General features: G+C 59.9%; 13 protein-coding genes. 9 read left to right on the top strand and 4 right to left on the bottom strand.

Annotated elements, in window-relative coordinates:
• Positions 1-109 precede the first annotated feature (109 nt).
• Positions 110-1,603: a CoA-acylating methylmalonate-semialdehyde dehydrogenase gene (locus tag NL64_RS19910; RefSeq protein WP_034149776.1), complete on the bottom strand. Its 1,494-nt coding sequence runs from the start codon at positions 1,601-1,603 to the stop codon at positions 110-112.
• A gap of 74 nt (positions 1,604-1,677) precedes the next feature.
• Positions 1,678-3,027 carry an aspartate aminotransferase family protein gene (locus tag NL64_RS19905; RefSeq protein WP_034149775.1) on the bottom strand — a complete coding sequence of 450 codons (1,350 nt, stop codon included), beginning with the start codon at positions 3,025-3,027 and terminating at the stop codon, positions 1,678-1,680.
• Between the two features lie 138 nt (positions 3,028-3,165).
• Between NL64_RS19905 and NL64_RS19900 the strand changes: the two genes are divergently transcribed.
• From NL64_RS19900 to NL64_RS19865, 8 genes are all read left to right on the top strand, one after another.
• Positions 3,166-4,086, top strand: a complete 921-nt coding sequence (locus tag NL64_RS19900; RefSeq protein ID WP_034149774.1) for a LysR family transcriptional regulator — start codon at positions 3,166-3,168, stop codon at positions 4,084-4,086.
• 168 nt (positions 4,087-4,254) lie between these two features.
• The gene (locus tag NL64_RS19895; RefSeq protein WP_034149773.1) at positions 4,255-4,905 is read left to right on the top strand and encodes a TetR/AcrR family transcriptional regulator; all 651 of its coding nucleotides are present in this window, start codon (positions 4,255-4,257) and stop codon (positions 4,903-4,905) included.
• 7 nt (positions 4,906-4,912) lie between these two features.
• Positions 4,913-5,494 carry an IMPACT family protein gene (locus tag NL64_RS19890; RefSeq protein WP_034149772.1) on the top strand — a complete coding sequence of 194 codons (582 nt, stop codon included), beginning with the start codon at positions 4,913-4,915 and terminating at the stop codon, positions 5,492-5,494.
• A 580-nt stretch (positions 5,495-6,074) separates the two neighbouring features.
• Positions 6,075-7,640, top strand: a complete 1,566-nt coding sequence (locus NL64_RS19885; RefSeq protein ID WP_034149771.1) for an ABC transporter ATP-binding protein — start codon at positions 6,075-6,077, stop codon at positions 7,638-7,640.
• An 11-nt stretch (positions 7,641-7,651) separates the two neighbouring features.
• Positions 7,652-8,758: an ABC transporter permease gene (locus tag NL64_RS19880; protein ID WP_034149770.1), complete on the top strand. Its 1,107-nt coding sequence runs from the start codon at positions 7,652-7,654 to the stop codon at positions 8,756-8,758.
• The gene (locus tag NL64_RS19875; RefSeq protein ID WP_034149769.1) at positions 8,758-9,684 is read left to right on the top strand and encodes an ABC transporter permease; all 927 of its coding nucleotides are present in this window, start codon (positions 8,758-8,760) and stop codon (positions 9,682-9,684) included. The genes NL64_RS19880 and NL64_RS19875 overlap by 1 nt, the downstream gene beginning before the upstream one ends.
• Positions 9,685-9,873: 189 nt before the next feature.
• Positions 9,874-10,563 carry an SDR family oxidoreductase gene (locus NL64_RS19870; protein WP_034149768.1) on the top strand — a complete coding sequence of 230 codons (690 nt, stop codon included), beginning with the start codon at positions 9,874-9,876 and terminating at the stop codon, positions 10,561-10,563.
• 233 nt (positions 10,564-10,796) lie between these two features.
• Positions 10,797-12,155 carry an 8-oxoguanine deaminase gene (locus NL64_RS19865; protein ID WP_034149767.1) on the top strand — a complete coding sequence of 453 codons (1,359 nt, stop codon included), beginning with the start codon at positions 10,797-10,799 and terminating at the stop codon, positions 12,153-12,155.
• A gap of 84 nt (positions 12,156-12,239) precedes the next feature.
• On the opposite strand, the gene NL64_RS19860 is transcribed toward NL64_RS19865, so the two are convergent.
• Both NL64_RS19860 and NL64_RS30165 read right to left on the bottom strand, forming a co-directional pair.
• Positions 12,240-13,331: a calcium:proton antiporter gene (locus NL64_RS19860; protein WP_034149766.1), complete on the bottom strand. Its 1,092-nt coding sequence runs from the start codon at positions 13,329-13,331 to the stop codon at positions 12,240-12,242.
• A 63-nt stretch (positions 13,332-13,394) separates the two neighbouring features.
• Positions 13,395-13,613, bottom strand: coding sequence for a hypothetical protein (locus NL64_RS30165; protein WP_155292767.1), 219 nt, complete (start codon positions 13,611-13,613; stop codon positions 13,395-13,397).
• On the opposite strand from NL64_RS30165, the gene NL64_RS19855 reads away from it, so the two are divergent.
• Positions 13,608-14,690 carry a BMP family ABC transporter substrate-binding protein gene (locus NL64_RS19855; RefSeq protein WP_034149765.1) on the top strand — a complete coding sequence of 361 codons (1,083 nt, stop codon included), beginning with the start codon at positions 13,608-13,610 and terminating at the stop codon, positions 14,688-14,690. The two genes, NL64_RS30165 and NL64_RS19855, sit on opposite strands and share 6 nt — an antisense overlap.
• Positions 14,691-14,735 lie beyond the last annotated feature (45 nt).

Genomic DNA, 14,735 nt, shown 5'->3' with positions numbered 1-14,735 from the left:
CACCTGAGATCTGCCGTCAACACCTATTTTCATAAATGTGTCATATAAGTCAAAAAGCCTCAAAAACAAAAAGGCCGACCCTATGGGTCGGCCTTCTACGCCCTTCTACTTACAAGCTAGGGAACGCGAACTGCGAAGCCTCATGGCTCGCACGCTGCGGCCAGCGCTGGGTGATGGCCTTGCGACGGGTGTAGAAACGCACACCATCCGGACCGTATGCATGCAGGTCGCCAAACAGCGAGCGCTTCCAGCCACCAAAGCTGTGGTAAGCCACCGGCACCGGCAGCGGTACGTTCACACCGACCATGCCCACTTCGATCTCGTCGCAGAACAACCGAGCCGCTTCACCGTCACGGGTGAAGATGCAGGTGCCATTGCCGTATTCATGATCGTTGATCAACTGCATGGCTTCTTCCAGGCTGTTGACCCGAACAACGCACAACACCGGCCCGAAGATCTCTTCTTTATAGATGCGCATCTCCGGCGTGACGTTATCGAACAGGCAGCCACCCAGGAAGAAGCCTTCTTCATGACCGGCCACGGTCAGACCACGACCATCCACCACCAACTTGGCGCCAGCTGCTACGCCGTCTTCTACATAACCGCTGACCTTGTCACGGGCCTGACCGGTAACCAGAGGGCCCATGTCCAGACCACAATTAGTACCGGCACCAATTTTCAGCGCCTTGATTTGCGGAACCAGTTTGGCCACCAGCGCATCGGCAACCTGATCACCTACGCATACAGCCACCGAGATCGCCATGCAACGCTCGCCGCAAGAACCGTAAGCCGCGCCCATCAGTGCGCTGACGGCGTTGTCCAGGTCCGCGTCCGGCATCAACACCGCATGGTTCTTCGCACCGCCCAGGGCTTGAACGCGTTTGCCGCGCTTGGTGCCTTCGGAGTAGATGTACTCGGCAATCGGCGTCGAACCGACGAAGCTCAGCGCTTTGACTTCCGGCGCTTCGATCAATGCATCCACCGCAGTCTTGTCGCCATGCACCACGCTCAACACGCCTTTCGGCAAGCCTGCTTCCAGCAACAACTGGGCGATCAGCAGCGTCGAGCTCGGGTCACGCTCGGACGGCTTGAGGATGAAGCAGTTACCGCAGACGATTGCCAGCGGGTACATCCACAGCGGCACCATGGCCGGGAAGTTGAAAGGCGTGATGCCCGCTACCACACCCAACGGCTGGAAGTCAGACCAGGCATCGATGTTCGGGCCGACGTTACGGCTGTACTCGCCTTTGAGGATTTCCGGTGCAGCACAGGCGAACTCGACGTTCTCGATGCCGCGCTTCAGTTCACCAGCCGCATCTTCCAGCGTCTTGCCGTGCTCTTCGCTGATCAATTGCGAAATGCGCGCTTCGTTCTGCTCCAGAAGTTGCTTGAAGCGGAACATCACTTGGGCACGCTTGGCCGGCGGCGTGTTGCGCCAGGCCGGGAATGCAGCCTTGGCCGCGTCGATGGCGCTCTGGATGGTTTCGCGGGTCGCCAGCGGCAACTTGTGAATAGCCTGACCCGTGGATGGGTTGAACACATCAACCGTGCGACCGTTCTCGGTCACCAGTTCGCCATTGATCAAATGCGGAATAACGCTCATGGAAGCTCCTGAAAAGTTGTCCACAGGCGCCCGTTTCCGAGCGCCCGTTGTTTATAGGTATATAGAAGGAGAAATCAGTCGATTTTGCTCAGCACTTCGCCGACCGCATCGAACAGGCGATCCAGGTCTTGCGGTTTGCTGTTGAAGGTTGGGCCGAACTGCAGGGTGTCGCCGCCGAAGCGTACGTAGAACCCGGCTTTCCACAGCGCCATGCCGGCTTCGAACGGACGCACGATAGCGTCGCCGTCACGCGGGGCGATCTGGATCGCACCGGCCAGGCCAAAGTTACGGATGTCGATGATGTTCTTGGTGCCCTTCAGGCCATGCAGTGCATTTTCGAAATGCGGCGCGACTTCGGCCACGCTCTGCACCAGGTTTTCCTTTTGCAGCAGGTCGAGGGCTGCCAGGCCCGCGGCGCAAGCCACCGGGTGCGCGGAATAGGTGTAGCCGTGCGGGAATTCGACTGCGTACTCAGGCGTCGCCTGGTTCATGAAGGTTTGGTAGATCTCGGAGCTGGCAATCACCGCGCCCATCGGGATCGCGCCGTTGGTGACTTGCTTGGCGATGCACATCAGGTCCGGGGTGACGCCAAAGGTGTCGGCACCGAACATGTTGCCGGTACGGCCGAAACCGGTGATCACTTCGTCGAACACCAGCAGGATGTTGTGCTGATCGCAGATCTCGCGCAGACGTTTCAGGTAGCCCTGTGGTGGAACCAGTACGCCAGCGGATCCGGCCAGAGGCTCGACGAATACTGCCGCTATGTTCGACGCGTCGTGTAGTTCGATCAGCTTCAGCAGTTCGTCAGCCAGGGCGATACCGCCCTGCTCCGGCATGCCACGGGAAAACGCATTGCTCGCCAGCAGCGTGTGCGGCAGATGATCGACGTCCATCATCGCTTGGCCGAACAGTTTGCGGTTGCCGTTCACGCCGCCAAGGCTGGTGCCGGCGATGTTCACACCGTGATAGCCACGGGCACGGCCAATCATCTTGGTCTTGGTCGACTGGCCTTTCAGGCGCCAGTAAGCACGCACCATCTTCACGGCGGTGTCGGCACACTCGGAGCCCGAGTCGGTAAAGAACACGTGGTTCAGGTTACCCGGGGTCAGGTCGGTGATTTTTTCTGCCAGTTGGAACGACAGAGGATGGCCGTACTGGAAGCCTGGCGAGTAATCGAGGGTGCCCAGTTGCTTGGCAACCGCTTCCTGGATTTCCTTGCGGGTGTGCCCCGCGCCGCAGGTCCACAGACCGGACAGCGAGTCATAAACCTTGCGGCCCTTGTCGTCGATCAGCCAGCTGCCTTCGGCGCCAACGATCAGCCGTGGATCGCGCTGGAAGTTGCGGTTGGCGGTGTAGGGCATCCAGTGAGCATCGAGCTTGAGCTGGCTGGCCAGGGAAGTCGGTGCGTTTTCGGGCAAGTTCATAAGCGAAACCTCGCAAGGGCGATAAGCGGCGTAGGGATAAAATCCGTTCTTGCAGCTAAATTGCCACGGGGATAAAGTCGGTGAAATGCAACTCTTCTAACCTTCAGTCAGCCAATCACTAAACTATCGAGTAAGAGCATGAGCATTCGCCGCCCAGACCCATTGGCGCAAGTCAGCGACTTTGATATCCGCCTGCTGCGGATTTTCCGCAGCGTGGTCGAATGTGGCGGCTTCTCCGCAGCCGAAAGCGTGCTCGGCATTGGCCGTTCGGCCATCAGCCAACAGATGAGTGATCTGGAACAGCGCCTCGGTTTGCGTCTATGCCAACGCGGTCGCGCCGGGTTTTCCCTGACCGAGGAAGGTCGCGAGGTCTATCAATCGGCGTTGCAGCTATTAAGTGCCCTGGAAAGTTTTCGCACCGAGGTCAACGGCCTGCACCAACACTTGCGCGGCGAGTTGACCATCGGCCTGACCGACAACCTGGTCACCCTGCCCCACATGCGCATCACCCATGCCCTCGCGCAATTGAAGGAGCGCGGCCCGGACGTGCAGATTCAGATCCGCATGATCGCGCCCAATGAAGTGGAACAAGGCGTACTCGACGGTCGCCTGCATGTCGGCGTGGTGCCGCAGGCCAGCGCGCTGTCGGGGCTGGAGTATCAACCGCTGTACAGCGAACGCTCGTTGCTGTACTGCGCGGTGGGTCATCCGCTGTTTTACGTCGATGACAAGCAACTGGACGACGGGCGCCTGAATAGCCAGGACGCCATCGCCCCGACGTTTCGTTTGCCGGCGGAAATCCAGGCGCATTATCAGGCACTCAATTGCACTGCCAGTGCGTCGGACCGCGAAGGCATGGCGTTTCTGATCTTGACCGGGCGCTATATCGGTTACTTGCCGGACCATTACGCCAGCCTCTGGGTGCAGCAAGGTCGACTGCGGGCGCTGAAACCCAAGGCGCGTTTCTATGACTTGAGTCTGGCTTCGGTCACGCGCAAGGGTCGCCGTCCTCATCTGGTGCTAGAAAGCTTCCTCGAAAGCCTGGCTGCCACACGCTGAACAACCGCCCCCCTGTAGGAGCTGCCGAAGGCTGCGATCTTTTGATCTTGCTTTCAAAAATCAAAGTCAAAAGATCGCAGCCTTCGGCAGCTCCTACAGGGTTGTGGTGTATTGGGTTTTAAGCTATCAACGCACTGGATGCGCCCACTTATTTGTCCGGAAGTGCCTATGACCTTTGAAGTCCCAGCTCACGGCGGAAAACCCGCCAGCCGCATTCGTCAGAAGAACGAAGAGACCATCATCAAAGCCGCCGAAGACGAGTTCGCCCGTCACGGGTTCAAAGGCACCAGCATGAACACCATCGCCCTGAATGCAGGCTTGCCAAAAGCCAACCTGCATTACTACTTCACCAACAAACTCGGTTTGTATGTGGCGGTGCTGAGCAACATCATCGAGTTGTGGGACAGCACCTTCAACACCCTGACTGCCGAGGACGACCCGGCCGAAGCGCTGACTCGCTACATCCGCGCCAAGATGGAATTTTCCCGCCGCCAGCCGCAAGCCTCGCGCATATTCGCCATGGAAGTCATCAGCGGCGGCGAATGCCTGACCGAGTATTTCAATCAGGACTACCGCACCTGGTTCCAGGGTCGGGCGGCGGTGTTTCAAGCGTGGATCGACGCCGGTAAAATGGACCCGGTCGATCCGGTTAACCTGATCTTCCTGTTGTGGGGCAGCACCCAGCACTATGCCGATTTCGCCACGCAGATCTGCAGAGTCAGCGGTCGTACCAAGTTGACCAAGCAAGATATGGAAGACGCCGGCAACAACCTGATCCGCATCATTCTCAAAGGCTGCGGCCTGACGCCAACCATTTAAGACGACTATGCCTTTTACCCTCAGCGACTTTTGCGAATTCCGCGAAGAGATTCGCAAAAGCCGCTTCATCACCTTCGCCGCGCCGATCACCAGCCCTGCCGAAGCCCAGGCGTTCATCGATCAGCACAGCGACCTCAATGCCACGCACAACTGCTGGGCATGGAAGCTTGGCGATCAATATCGCAGCACCGATGACGGCGAACCGGGCGGCACTGCGGGCCGACCGATTCTGGCGGCGATCGACGCGCAGGATTGCGATCAGGTCGCGGTGTTGGTGATCCGTTGGTATGGCGGTATTCAGCTCGGTACCGGCGGACTTGCCCGGGCGTATGGCGGTGGTGCAAACAAGTGTCTGCAAGCGGCGCCGAAGATCGAGTTGATCAGTCGGGTGCCGCTGCGGTGTGCCTGTGCGTTTGGGGAGTTGAATCTGGTGAAGCTGCGGGTGGCGGAGCTTGGAGGATTGATTGTGCAAGAGGATTTCACGGCTAATGGCGTGGAGTTGCAGTTGGCTGTCGGTGCGGGGCAGATTGATACGTTGCAATCGCAGCTTGCGGATTTGAGTCGCGGGCGGATTTTGTTGCAGCGTTAGAAGAGCAAAAGATCGCAGCCTTCGGCAGCTCCTACAGGGATCGCGCGGGGTGCGATCTTTTGGGGCGCGACCGTTTTTCACTTATTCCACACTTGCCCACATCAGCTGTGCACCCAACTGTGGATAACCTGAGCACATACCGCTGTAACCCTTCTGTCATGCGGCTTTGCGGGCTTTGCTCAATTTTTATCCAATTCGCCATCAAAACAGCTAAATCCACGTAAAAACAAATAGTTAGAGTGGTTTATCACCTTTAGAAGATAACCGTTGCTCGCTTATGCCCGACATTTGAGCTTGCACACAAATACTGTGGAGCAATCTGTGGATAACCCGTTCATGGCTGTCGCGGCACCATGCCGGATATGGTTTGCGTTCAACTGCTCATTTTTTGATCAAACGCTGACGCTTGAAACTGGAGCTTGGCCAACGATCCTGCCCCCAAGTGGTGCCGCCTTCGATACCGCTCCAGGCCAAGGGCCGCACTTAAGGCCTTGGCCTGTCTGACTTTTCAGTTTTCCTGACCTGATGGCCAGGAAATTGCTTTATCCACAGGCATAAATCCAAATCCCTTGAGCCTGTCATGCCCGATTCCACGCCGATCCCCGATCAAACCCCGCGCCTGCAGCTGCGCAAAATCCGCAAACGTTATCCAGGCTGCCTGGCCAACGATGACATCGACCTGAGCATCGCCCACGGTGAAATCCACGCGCTGCTCGGCGAAAACGGTGCGGGCAAAAGTACGTTGATGAAGATCATCTACGGCGTCGTGCAGGCCGATGCCGGAGAACTGATCTGGCAGGGACAACGGGTGACCATGCGTAACCCGGCCCAGGCTCGCAGCCTGGGGATTGGCATGGTGTTCCAGCATTTCTCATTGTTCGAAACCCTGACCGTGGCGCAGAACATTGCACTGGCCATGGGCGCAGCGGCCGGCACACCGAAACAACTGGAACCGAAGATTCGTGAAGTGTCCCAACGTTATGGCATGGCGCTGGAGCCGGAGCGACTTGTCCACAGCCTGTCGATCGGCGAGCGGCAACGGGTCGAAATCATTCGCTGCCTGATGCAGGATATTCGCCTGCTGATCCTCGACGAACCGACCTCGGTGCTGACCCCGCAGGAGGCCGACGACTTGTTCGTCACCCTGCGCCGACTCGCCGCCGAGGGTTGCAGCATTCTGTTCATCAGCCACAAGCTCGGCGAGGTCCGCGCCCTGTGCCACAGCGCGACGGTGCTGCGTGGCGGCCGTGTGGCCGGGCATTGCGTGCCGGCCGAATGTTCGGATCAGCAACTGGCGCGGCTGATGGTTGGCGAAGCCGCGGAGCTGATCACTGACTATCCGAAGGTGCGCGGCGGTGAGACCTTTTTGCAGGTGAAAAACCTGTCCTGGCATAACCCGGACCCGTTCGGCTGTTCGCTCAAAGACATCGACCTTGAAGTGCGCAGCGGCGAAATCGTCGGCATCGCCGGCGTGGCCGGCAACGGTCAGGACGAATTGCTGGCCTTGCTCAGCGGCGAACAACGGCTAACCCGCGACGACGGTTCCACGATCAGTTTTGCCGCCGAACCGGTCGCGCATTTGCGCCCGGACGCCCGACGCCAACGCGGACTGGCATTCGTCCCCGCCGAACGCTTGGGCCACGGCGCGGTGCCGGAGCTGAGCCTGGCGGACAACGCCCTGCTCACGGCATTTCAGCAAGGACTGGTAAGTAACGGATTGGTGCAGCGCAGCAAAGTCGAAGCCTTGGCCGAAGAGATCATCCGCCGCTTCGGGGTGAAGACACCGGACAGCCAGGCGCCGGCCCGCAGCCTGTCCGGCGGCAACTTGCAGAAATTCATCCTCGGCCGGGAAATCCTTCAACAACCCAAACTGCTGGTGGCTGCGCACCCGACCTGGGGCGTGGACGTCGGCGCCGCCGCGACCATTCACCGGGCATTGATTGCCTTGCGCGATGCCGGTGCGGCGATCCTGGTGATCTCCGAAGACCTCGACGAATTGTTCCAGATCAGCGACCGCCTCGGCGCGCTGTGCGGCGGTCGGCTATCACCGCTGCGGGCCACCGCCGACACCCGTTTGATCGATGTCGGCGGCTGGATGGCCGGCCGCTTCGACGCCTCTCAATCATCCGCATCCGCAACGCTTTAACGGAGTGTCACATGCTGCTTTCTCTTGAACCGCGCGGCCAGCAATCGCGCCTGATGCTGTGGTGCTCGCCGTTGCTGGCGGCGGTCCTGACGCTGGGTTGCGGCTCGCTGCTGTTTATCGCACTGGGGCATGACCCGCTGCTGACCTTGCATACATTGCTGATCGCGCCGGTCAGCGATTGGTATGGCGTCTCTGAATTGTTGGTAAAAGCCTTGCCGATCCTGCTCTGCGCTTTGGGCCTGGCGGTGGCTTATCAGGCACGGATCTGGAACATCGGCGCCGAAGGTCAACTGCTACTCGGCGCGTTGGCCGGCAGTGCGTTGGCGGTGAACATCATCGACATGCAAAGCCGTTGGGCACTGGTGCTGATCCTGCTCACCGGCACCCTCGCCGGCGCCGCATGGGCGGGGCTGACGGCGTGGTTGCGCACGCGCTTCAACGCCAACGAAATCCTCACCAGCATCATGCTCAATTACATCGCCCTGAACCTGCTGCTGTACTGCGTCCACGGCCCGCTGAAAGACCCGGAAGGATTCAACTTCCCACAATCGGCGATGTTCGGCGACGCCAGCCGATTGCCGCTGCTGATGGAAGACGGACGCGTGCATGCAGGGGTGTATTTCGCTCTGCTCGCGCTGGTGGCGGTGTGGGTGTTGTTGCAGAAAAGTTTTGTCGGCTTCCAGATCAAAGTGCTTGGGCTGGACAAGCGCGCCGCCGGTTTCGTCGGTTTTCGCGAGAAGCGTCTGATCTGGCTGGCGCTGTTGATCAGCGGCGGTTTGGCAGGACTGGCCGGTGTCTGTGAAGTCACCGGGCCGATCGGCCAATTGGTGCCGCAAGTCTCGCCGGGATACGGTTACGCGGCGATCACCGTGGCGTTTCTGGGCCGGTTGAATCCCATCGGCATTCTGTTTTCCAGCCTGCTGATGGCGCTGCTGTACATCGGCGGCGAGAGCGCGCAGATGAGCATGAATTTGCCGCAGGCGATCACGCAACTGTTCCAGGGGATGATGCTGTTTTTCCTGCTGGCCAGTGATGTGTTGATTCTCTATCGCCCCCGTTTGAACCTGCGCTGGGCCCGCCGCGCACCCGCCACCGCTGTACATGCAGGAGCGCTGTGATGGATATCGATCTGCTGAGTAATATTTTCTTCGCCATGGTGCGTTGCGGTACGCCGTTGTTGCTGGTGGCGCTGGGTGAGCTGATCTGCGAGAAAAGCGGTGTGCTCAATCTCGGTCAGGAAGGGATGATGCTGTTTGGTGCGGTGATCGGTTTCATCGTCGCGTTCAACAGCGGCAATCTGTGGCTGGGTGTGTTGCTGGCGATGCTCGCCGGGATGCTGTTGTCGTCGCTGTTTGCCGTGGTGGCGCTGGTGTTCAACGCCAACCAAGTGGCCACCGGATTGGCGCTGACGATTTTTGGTGTGGGCCTGTCGACCTTTGTCGGTGCAGCGTGGGTGGGTAAACCGTTGACGGGTTTCGAGCCGCTGGCGATCCCGTATTTGAGTGAGATTCCGCTGATCGGGCGAATGCTGTTTGCCCAGGACCTGCTGGTGTACTTGTCGTTCGCGCTGTTTGCACTGGTGGCTTGGGTGATTTTGAAAAGCCGCGTCGGTTTGATCATTCAGGCGGTCGGGGAAAATCCGGATGCGGCGAGCGCCATGGGCTTGCCGGTGTTGGGCGTGCGGGCATTGGCGGTGTTGTTTGGCGGGGCGATGGCCGGGTTGGCGGGCGCTTATCTGTCCCTGGCGTACACACCCATGTGGGCGGAAAACATGAGCGCCGGTCGTGGCTGGATCGCCCTGGCGCTGGTGGTGTTCGCCAGTTGGCGGGTGTGGCGTTTGCTGCTCGGGGCGTACCTGTTCGGGCTCGCAAGCATCCTGCATCTGGTGGCGCAGGGGCTGGGACTGGCGATTCCGTCGAGTTTGCTGGCGATGCTGCCGTATGTGGCGACGATTGTGGTGTTGGTGCTGTTGTCCCGGGATGCGGTGCGCACGCGGTTGTATGCGCCGGTGTCGTTGGGACAGCCGTGGCAGGCTGGGCATTAAAGGTTGACTGGGCGGGCCTCATCGCGGGCAAGCCCGCTCCCACAAGGTTTGCGCAGATCCTGTGGGAGCCTGGCTTGCCAGCGATGGGGCCAAAACAGACAACAACGGACTCGACGCCTGACATCAGGCGTTGCAGCATAGGCCCCATCAACGTTGTCCACTGAACCTCTTTTACCAAGGAAGCCACTCATGTCTACGGCAAAAACCGCACTCATCATCGGCGCCTCCCGGGGGCTGGGCCTCGGTCTGGTGAAAACCCTGCTGGCCGATGGCTGGCAAGTCACCGCCACCGTGCGCAACCCGCAGAACGCCGAGGCCTTGCAGGCACTGGGCAAGGTGCGGATCGAGAAACTCGACATGGACGATCAGCAAGCGGTGATCGCGCTGAGCCAGCAACTCAAGGGCGAAGTGTTCGACCTGCTGTTCGTCAATGCCGGGGTCAAAGGGCCTGACGTTCAGACACCCAATGGCGGCGCGACGCTGGCCGAGGTCGGTCAGTTGTTCTTCACCAACGCCGTGGCACCGATCAACCTGGCCCAGCGTTTTATCGGGCAGATCCGGCCGGACACCGGCGTGTTGGCCTTCATGAGTTCGGTGCTGGGCAGCGTGACCATGCCCGATGCGCCGGAACTGGCGCTGTACAAGGCCAGCAAGGCTGCGCTGAACTCCATGACCAACAGCTTCGTCAGCCAATTGGGCGAGCAGACACTCACCGTGCTGTCGCTGCATCCAGGCTGGGTGAAAACCGACATGGGCGGTGAAGGCGCCGATATCGATGTGCAAACCAGCACGCGCGGGTTGGTTGATCAGGTGAATGCGTATGTCGGCAAGGGTGGGCATCATTTTGTGAATTACAGGGGTGAAACCATTCCCTGGTAAGCCCTGTAGGAGCCGGCTGGCTTGCGATCCGAGCGCGGCGGTGTGTCAGGCATGCCCTCAATCGCCGGCAAGCCAGTTCCTCCAGGTTATGTGTTGTCTGGTCGGGCCGGGCTTGCCCACATCGCACTTTTGATCGACACTTCGCACCTCGCCTCCCCGGCGACCCTGGATCAGCAGACAGGGCATCACTGAGCTGGCAACCCTGAACCCCACTTTCAGAGGAGCCGGCCAACATGCCTGCGACCCGTACCTGGTTAAAAAATCCCCTCGCCATTTTCACGGCCAACGACCTCGATGCCCGTGGCGGCCTGGTGCTGCAAGACGGTGTGATCGTCGAAGTGCTCGGCCTTGGTCAACAGCCTTCTGCACCGTGCAATGAAGTGTTCGATGCCCGCGAGCACGTGATCCTGCCGGGCCTGATCAACACCCATCACCACTTCTATCAAACCCTGACCCGCGCCTGGGCGCCGGTGGTCAACCAGCCGTTGTTCCCGTGGCTGAAAACCCTGTACCCGGTCTGGGCCCGACTCACCCCGGAAAAACTCGCCCTTGCTACAAAAGTCGCATTGGCCGAGTTGCTGTTGTCCGGCTGCACCACTGCCGCTGACCACCATTACTTGTTTCCGGAAGGCCTGGAAAACGCCATCGATGTGCAAGTCGAGAGCGTTCGCGAACTGGGCATGCGCGCCATGCTGACGCGCGGTTCCATGAGCCTCGGCGAAAAGGACGGTGGTTTGCCGCCACAACAAACCGTGCAGGAAGGCCAAGTGATTCTCGACGACAGCCAACGCCTGATCGCCGAGTACCACGAACGCGGTGCCGGCGCGCAAATCCAGATCGCCCTGGCGCCCTGCTCACCCTTCTCGGTGACCCCGGAAATCATGTCCGCCAGCGCCGAACTGGCAAACAAACTCGACGTGCGCCTGCACACTCACCTGGCAGAAACCCTCGACGAAGAAGACTTCTGCCTGCAGCGCTTTGGCCTGCGCACCGTGGATTATCTGGACAGCGTCGGTTGGCTCGGCCCGCGTACCTGGCTGGCCCACGGCATCCACTTCAACCCGGATGAAATCGTCCGCCTCGGCGCGGCCGGCACCGGCATTTGCCATTGCCCGAGTTCGAACATGCGCCTGGCCTCCGGCATCTGCCCGACCATCGAGTTGACCGATGCCGGCGCGTTGCTCGGCCTTGGCGTGGACGGCTCGGCGTCCAATGATGCCTCGAACATGATGCTGGAAACCCGTCAGGCGCTGTACATCCAGCGTCTGCGTTACGGCGCCGAGAAGATCACTCCGGAGCGCGTGCTGGGTTGGGCGACCAAAGGCTCGGCGAGTTTGCTGGGCCGCAGCGACATCGGTGAGATTGCTGTGGGCAAGCAGGCCGACCTGGCGCTGTTCAAACTCGATGAGCTGCGCTTCTCCGGCAGCCACGATCCGGTATCGGCGCTGCTGCTGTGCGGCGCGGATCGGGCGGATCGAGTGATGGTCGGCGGCAAGTGGCGGGTGATTGATGGGCAGGTTGAGGGGCTGGATCTGAAGGGGTTGATTGCCGATCACAGTCAGGCGGCGCGGCAGTTGATCGCGGGCGTCTGATCGGACGCTATCGCCAGCAAGCCGGCTCCTACGGTTTATGCGTCGAACGCAGACCTGTAGGAGCCGGCTTGCTGGCGATGCTTTTCACAGGCCCAACAACGACAACATGATAAACGTCGCAAACAGCACAAAATGGGTCATGCCTTCGATGGCGTTGGTTTCGCCATCGTTGAGGTTGATCGCGCTGACGATCAGGGTGATGAAGATCATCACGGTTTGCACCGGAGTCATGGCCATCTGGAACGGCTGGCCGGTGTAGAGCGCCATCGCTTCCATCACCGGCACCGTCAGGATCACCGTCGACAGCGACGCGCCCAACGCGATGTTGACCACCGACTGCATGCGGTTGGCCAACGCCGCGCGCAATGCGGTCAAAATCTCCGGCGCCGCGGAAATCGCCGCCACCAGGATCGCCGTGATCACCGGCGGTGCGCCCGTTCCTTCCAGGCCCAGATCAAGGGTCTTGGACATCACTTCGGCCAGTGCGCCGATCACCACCACCCCGAACACCAACAGGCCGATGGACAGCGTCAGGTTGACGGGTTCTGGCTCCTCCTCGAGCGGCTCTTTCTTGCGGCGTTTGTCTGGATAGCTATAGCTGAAAAAGTAGCTGTGCGGCCCGACCTGCATGCGCAAGAACAAGGCGTAGAGCACGACCATCGCACCGATGGTGAACGCGGAATAGAGCTTCCAGTTGGCTTCGGGTATGAACTCCGGCACCACCATCGACACGCCCATGGCGGTGAGGATCATCACGCTGTAACTGCGCGCCGAGTCATCGTTGTAGGACTGTTCGCCGTGCTTGAGCCCGCCCATCAATGCCGCCAAACCGAGGATGCCGTTGATATCGAGCATGACAGCGGAATAGATCGTGTCCCGCACCAACGTCGCCGAGGCTTCGTTGCTCATCATGATCGCCAGGATCACCACCTCCACCAGCACCGCCGCCAGGGTCAGGATCATCGTGCCGTAGGGATCGCCGACTTTTTCCGCGAGCAATTCAGCCTGATGGGCGACACGCATTGAGGCGGCGACGATGAACGCGATCAGCACCAGCCCGGCGGTCAGTGCAACGACCTGGCCGCTGTGCAGCAACCAGTGCTCCAGCGGGAAGGCGACGATGGCGGCGAACAGGGCCAGCAGCAGAAAGGTTTCTTGCTTGAGGACGGTGAGCATGTCGGGCCTTTTACCGTGGGGGAGCGGATGAGGTACTGACTGCTAGGCGGCGCTAACGTTTCGTTACACCTTAGCGCACCAGCGGGTGGCGTGAGTTTGGTCAGTTGCACTGTGGTGGTTCTTGCCGAAAAGATCGCGGCCTTCGGCAGCTCCTACAGGAGTACGCGAAAAACCTGTTGGCGCTGTTGAAGGCTGCGATCTTTTGATTTTGTTGTCTTGTTGGTCAGCAATTTGCATTGCCCCTGCCAACCACACAACAAAATGGAGTTCGAATTCATGCACAAACGTCCTTTGAAGAAGCTGATTTGCGCTGTTGCGGCGGCCATCGGTCTGAGCGCCAGCCTGAGCGCCAGCGCCGCCGACCCGCTGAAAGTCGGCTTCGTCTATATCGGTCCGATCGGTGACCATGGCTGGACGTATCAGCATGAACAGGGGCGCAAGGTGCTGGCGGAGAAATTCGGCTCGCAGATCACCACCAACTACGTGGAGAACGTCGCCGAGGGCGCCGACGCCGAGCGGGTGATCCGCAACATGGCCAAGGACAAATACGACCTGATCTTCACCACCTCTTTCGGCTACATGAACCCGACGCTGAAAGTCGCCAAGCAATTTCCCAACGTGATCTTCGAACACGCCACCGGCTACAAGCAGGACAAGAACCTCGGCACCTATTTGGCGCGTACTTACGAGGGCCGCTACGTCGGCGGCTTCCTCGCAGCGAAGATGACCAAGACCAAGAAGATCGGTTACGTGGCATCGTTCCCGATTCCGGAAGTGATCCGCGACATCAACGCCATTCAACTGGCCCTGAACAAGTACAACCCTGGTACGGAAATCAAAGTGGTGTGGGTCAATTCCTGGTTCGATCCGGGCAAGGAAGCCGATGCCGCGAACGCGCTGATCGACCAGGGCGTGGACGTGGTGTTCCAGCACACCGACAGCCCGGCGCCAATCCAGGCCGCCGAGCGTCGTGGTGTGTATGCCGTGGGCTACGCTTCGGACATGGCGCACTTCGGTCCGAAAGCGGTGCTGACCTCCATCGTCAACGACTGGGGTCCGCACTATGTTCAGGCGACCCAAGCCGTGATTGATCACACCTGGAAATCCCAGGACTATTGGGGCGGATTGAAGGAAGGCACGGTTGAACTGCCAATCAGCGACCTGGTGCCGGCACCGGTGAAAGCCGAGGCTGAGCAGATCATCGCCGACATCAAGAGCGGTGCGCTGCATCCGTTCACCGGGCCGATCAAGGATCAGGCCGGAGTCGAGAAAATCCCGGCCGGGGTGAGTGCGACGAATGCGCAATTGGCGTCGATGAATTACTACGTGGAAGGCATGAAGGCCGATATTCCGAAGTAAAACACCGCCCCCTGTAGGAGCTGCCGCAGGCTGCGATCTTTTGAT

The organism is Pseudomonas fluorescens (assembly GCF_000802965.1).
Lineage (GTDB): Bacteria > Pseudomonadota > Gammaproteobacteria > Pseudomonadales > Pseudomonadaceae > Aquipseudomonas > Aquipseudomonas fluorescens_A.
The sequence above is the reverse complement of the archived record's forward strand: the minus strand, read 5'-3'. Positions and strand labels throughout refer to the sequence as shown.

Coding starts and splice junctions, on each gene's coding strand:
- NL64_RS19870 (WP_034149768.1), top strand. CDS start 9,874: ATGTCTACGGCAAAAACCGCACTCATCATCGGCGCCTCCCGGGGGCTG.
- NL64_RS19855 (WP_034149765.1), top strand. CDS start 13,608: ATGCACAAACGTCCTTTGAAGAAGCTGATTTGCGCTGTTGCGGCGGCC.
- NL64_RS19865 (WP_034149767.1), top strand. CDS start 10,797: ATGCCTGCGACCCGTACCTGGTTAAAAAATCCCCTCGCCATTTTCACG.
- NL64_RS19875 (WP_034149769.1), top strand. CDS start 8,758: ATGGATATCGATCTGCTGAGTAATATTTTCTTCGCCATGGTGCGTTGC.
- NL64_RS19900 (WP_034149774.1), top strand. CDS start 3,166: ATGAGCATTCGCCGCCCAGACCCATTGGCGCAAGTCAGCGACTTTGAT.
- NL64_RS19895 (WP_034149773.1), top strand. CDS start 4,255: ATGACCTTTGAAGTCCCAGCTCACGGCGGAAAACCCGCCAGCCGCATT.
- NL64_RS19910 (WP_034149776.1), bottom strand. CDS start 1,603: ATGAGCGTTATTCCGCATTTGATCAATGGCGAACTGGTGACCGAGAAC.
- NL64_RS19905 (WP_034149775.1), bottom strand. CDS start 3,027: ATGAACTTGCCCGAAAACGCACCGACTTCCCTGGCCAGCCAGCTCAAG.
- NL64_RS19880 (WP_034149770.1), top strand. CDS start 7,652: ATGCTGCTTTCTCTTGAACCGCGCGGCCAGCAATCGCGCCTGATGCTG.
- NL64_RS19890 (WP_034149772.1), top strand. CDS start 4,913: ATGCCTTTTACCCTCAGCGACTTTTGCGAATTCCGCGAAGAGATTCGC.
- NL64_RS19885 (WP_034149771.1), top strand. CDS start 6,075: ATGCCCGATTCCACGCCGATCCCCGATCAAACCCCGCGCCTGCAGCTG.
- NL64_RS19860 (WP_034149766.1), bottom strand. CDS start 13,331: ATGCTCACCGTCCTCAAGCAAGAAACCTTTCTGCTGCTGGCCCTGTTC.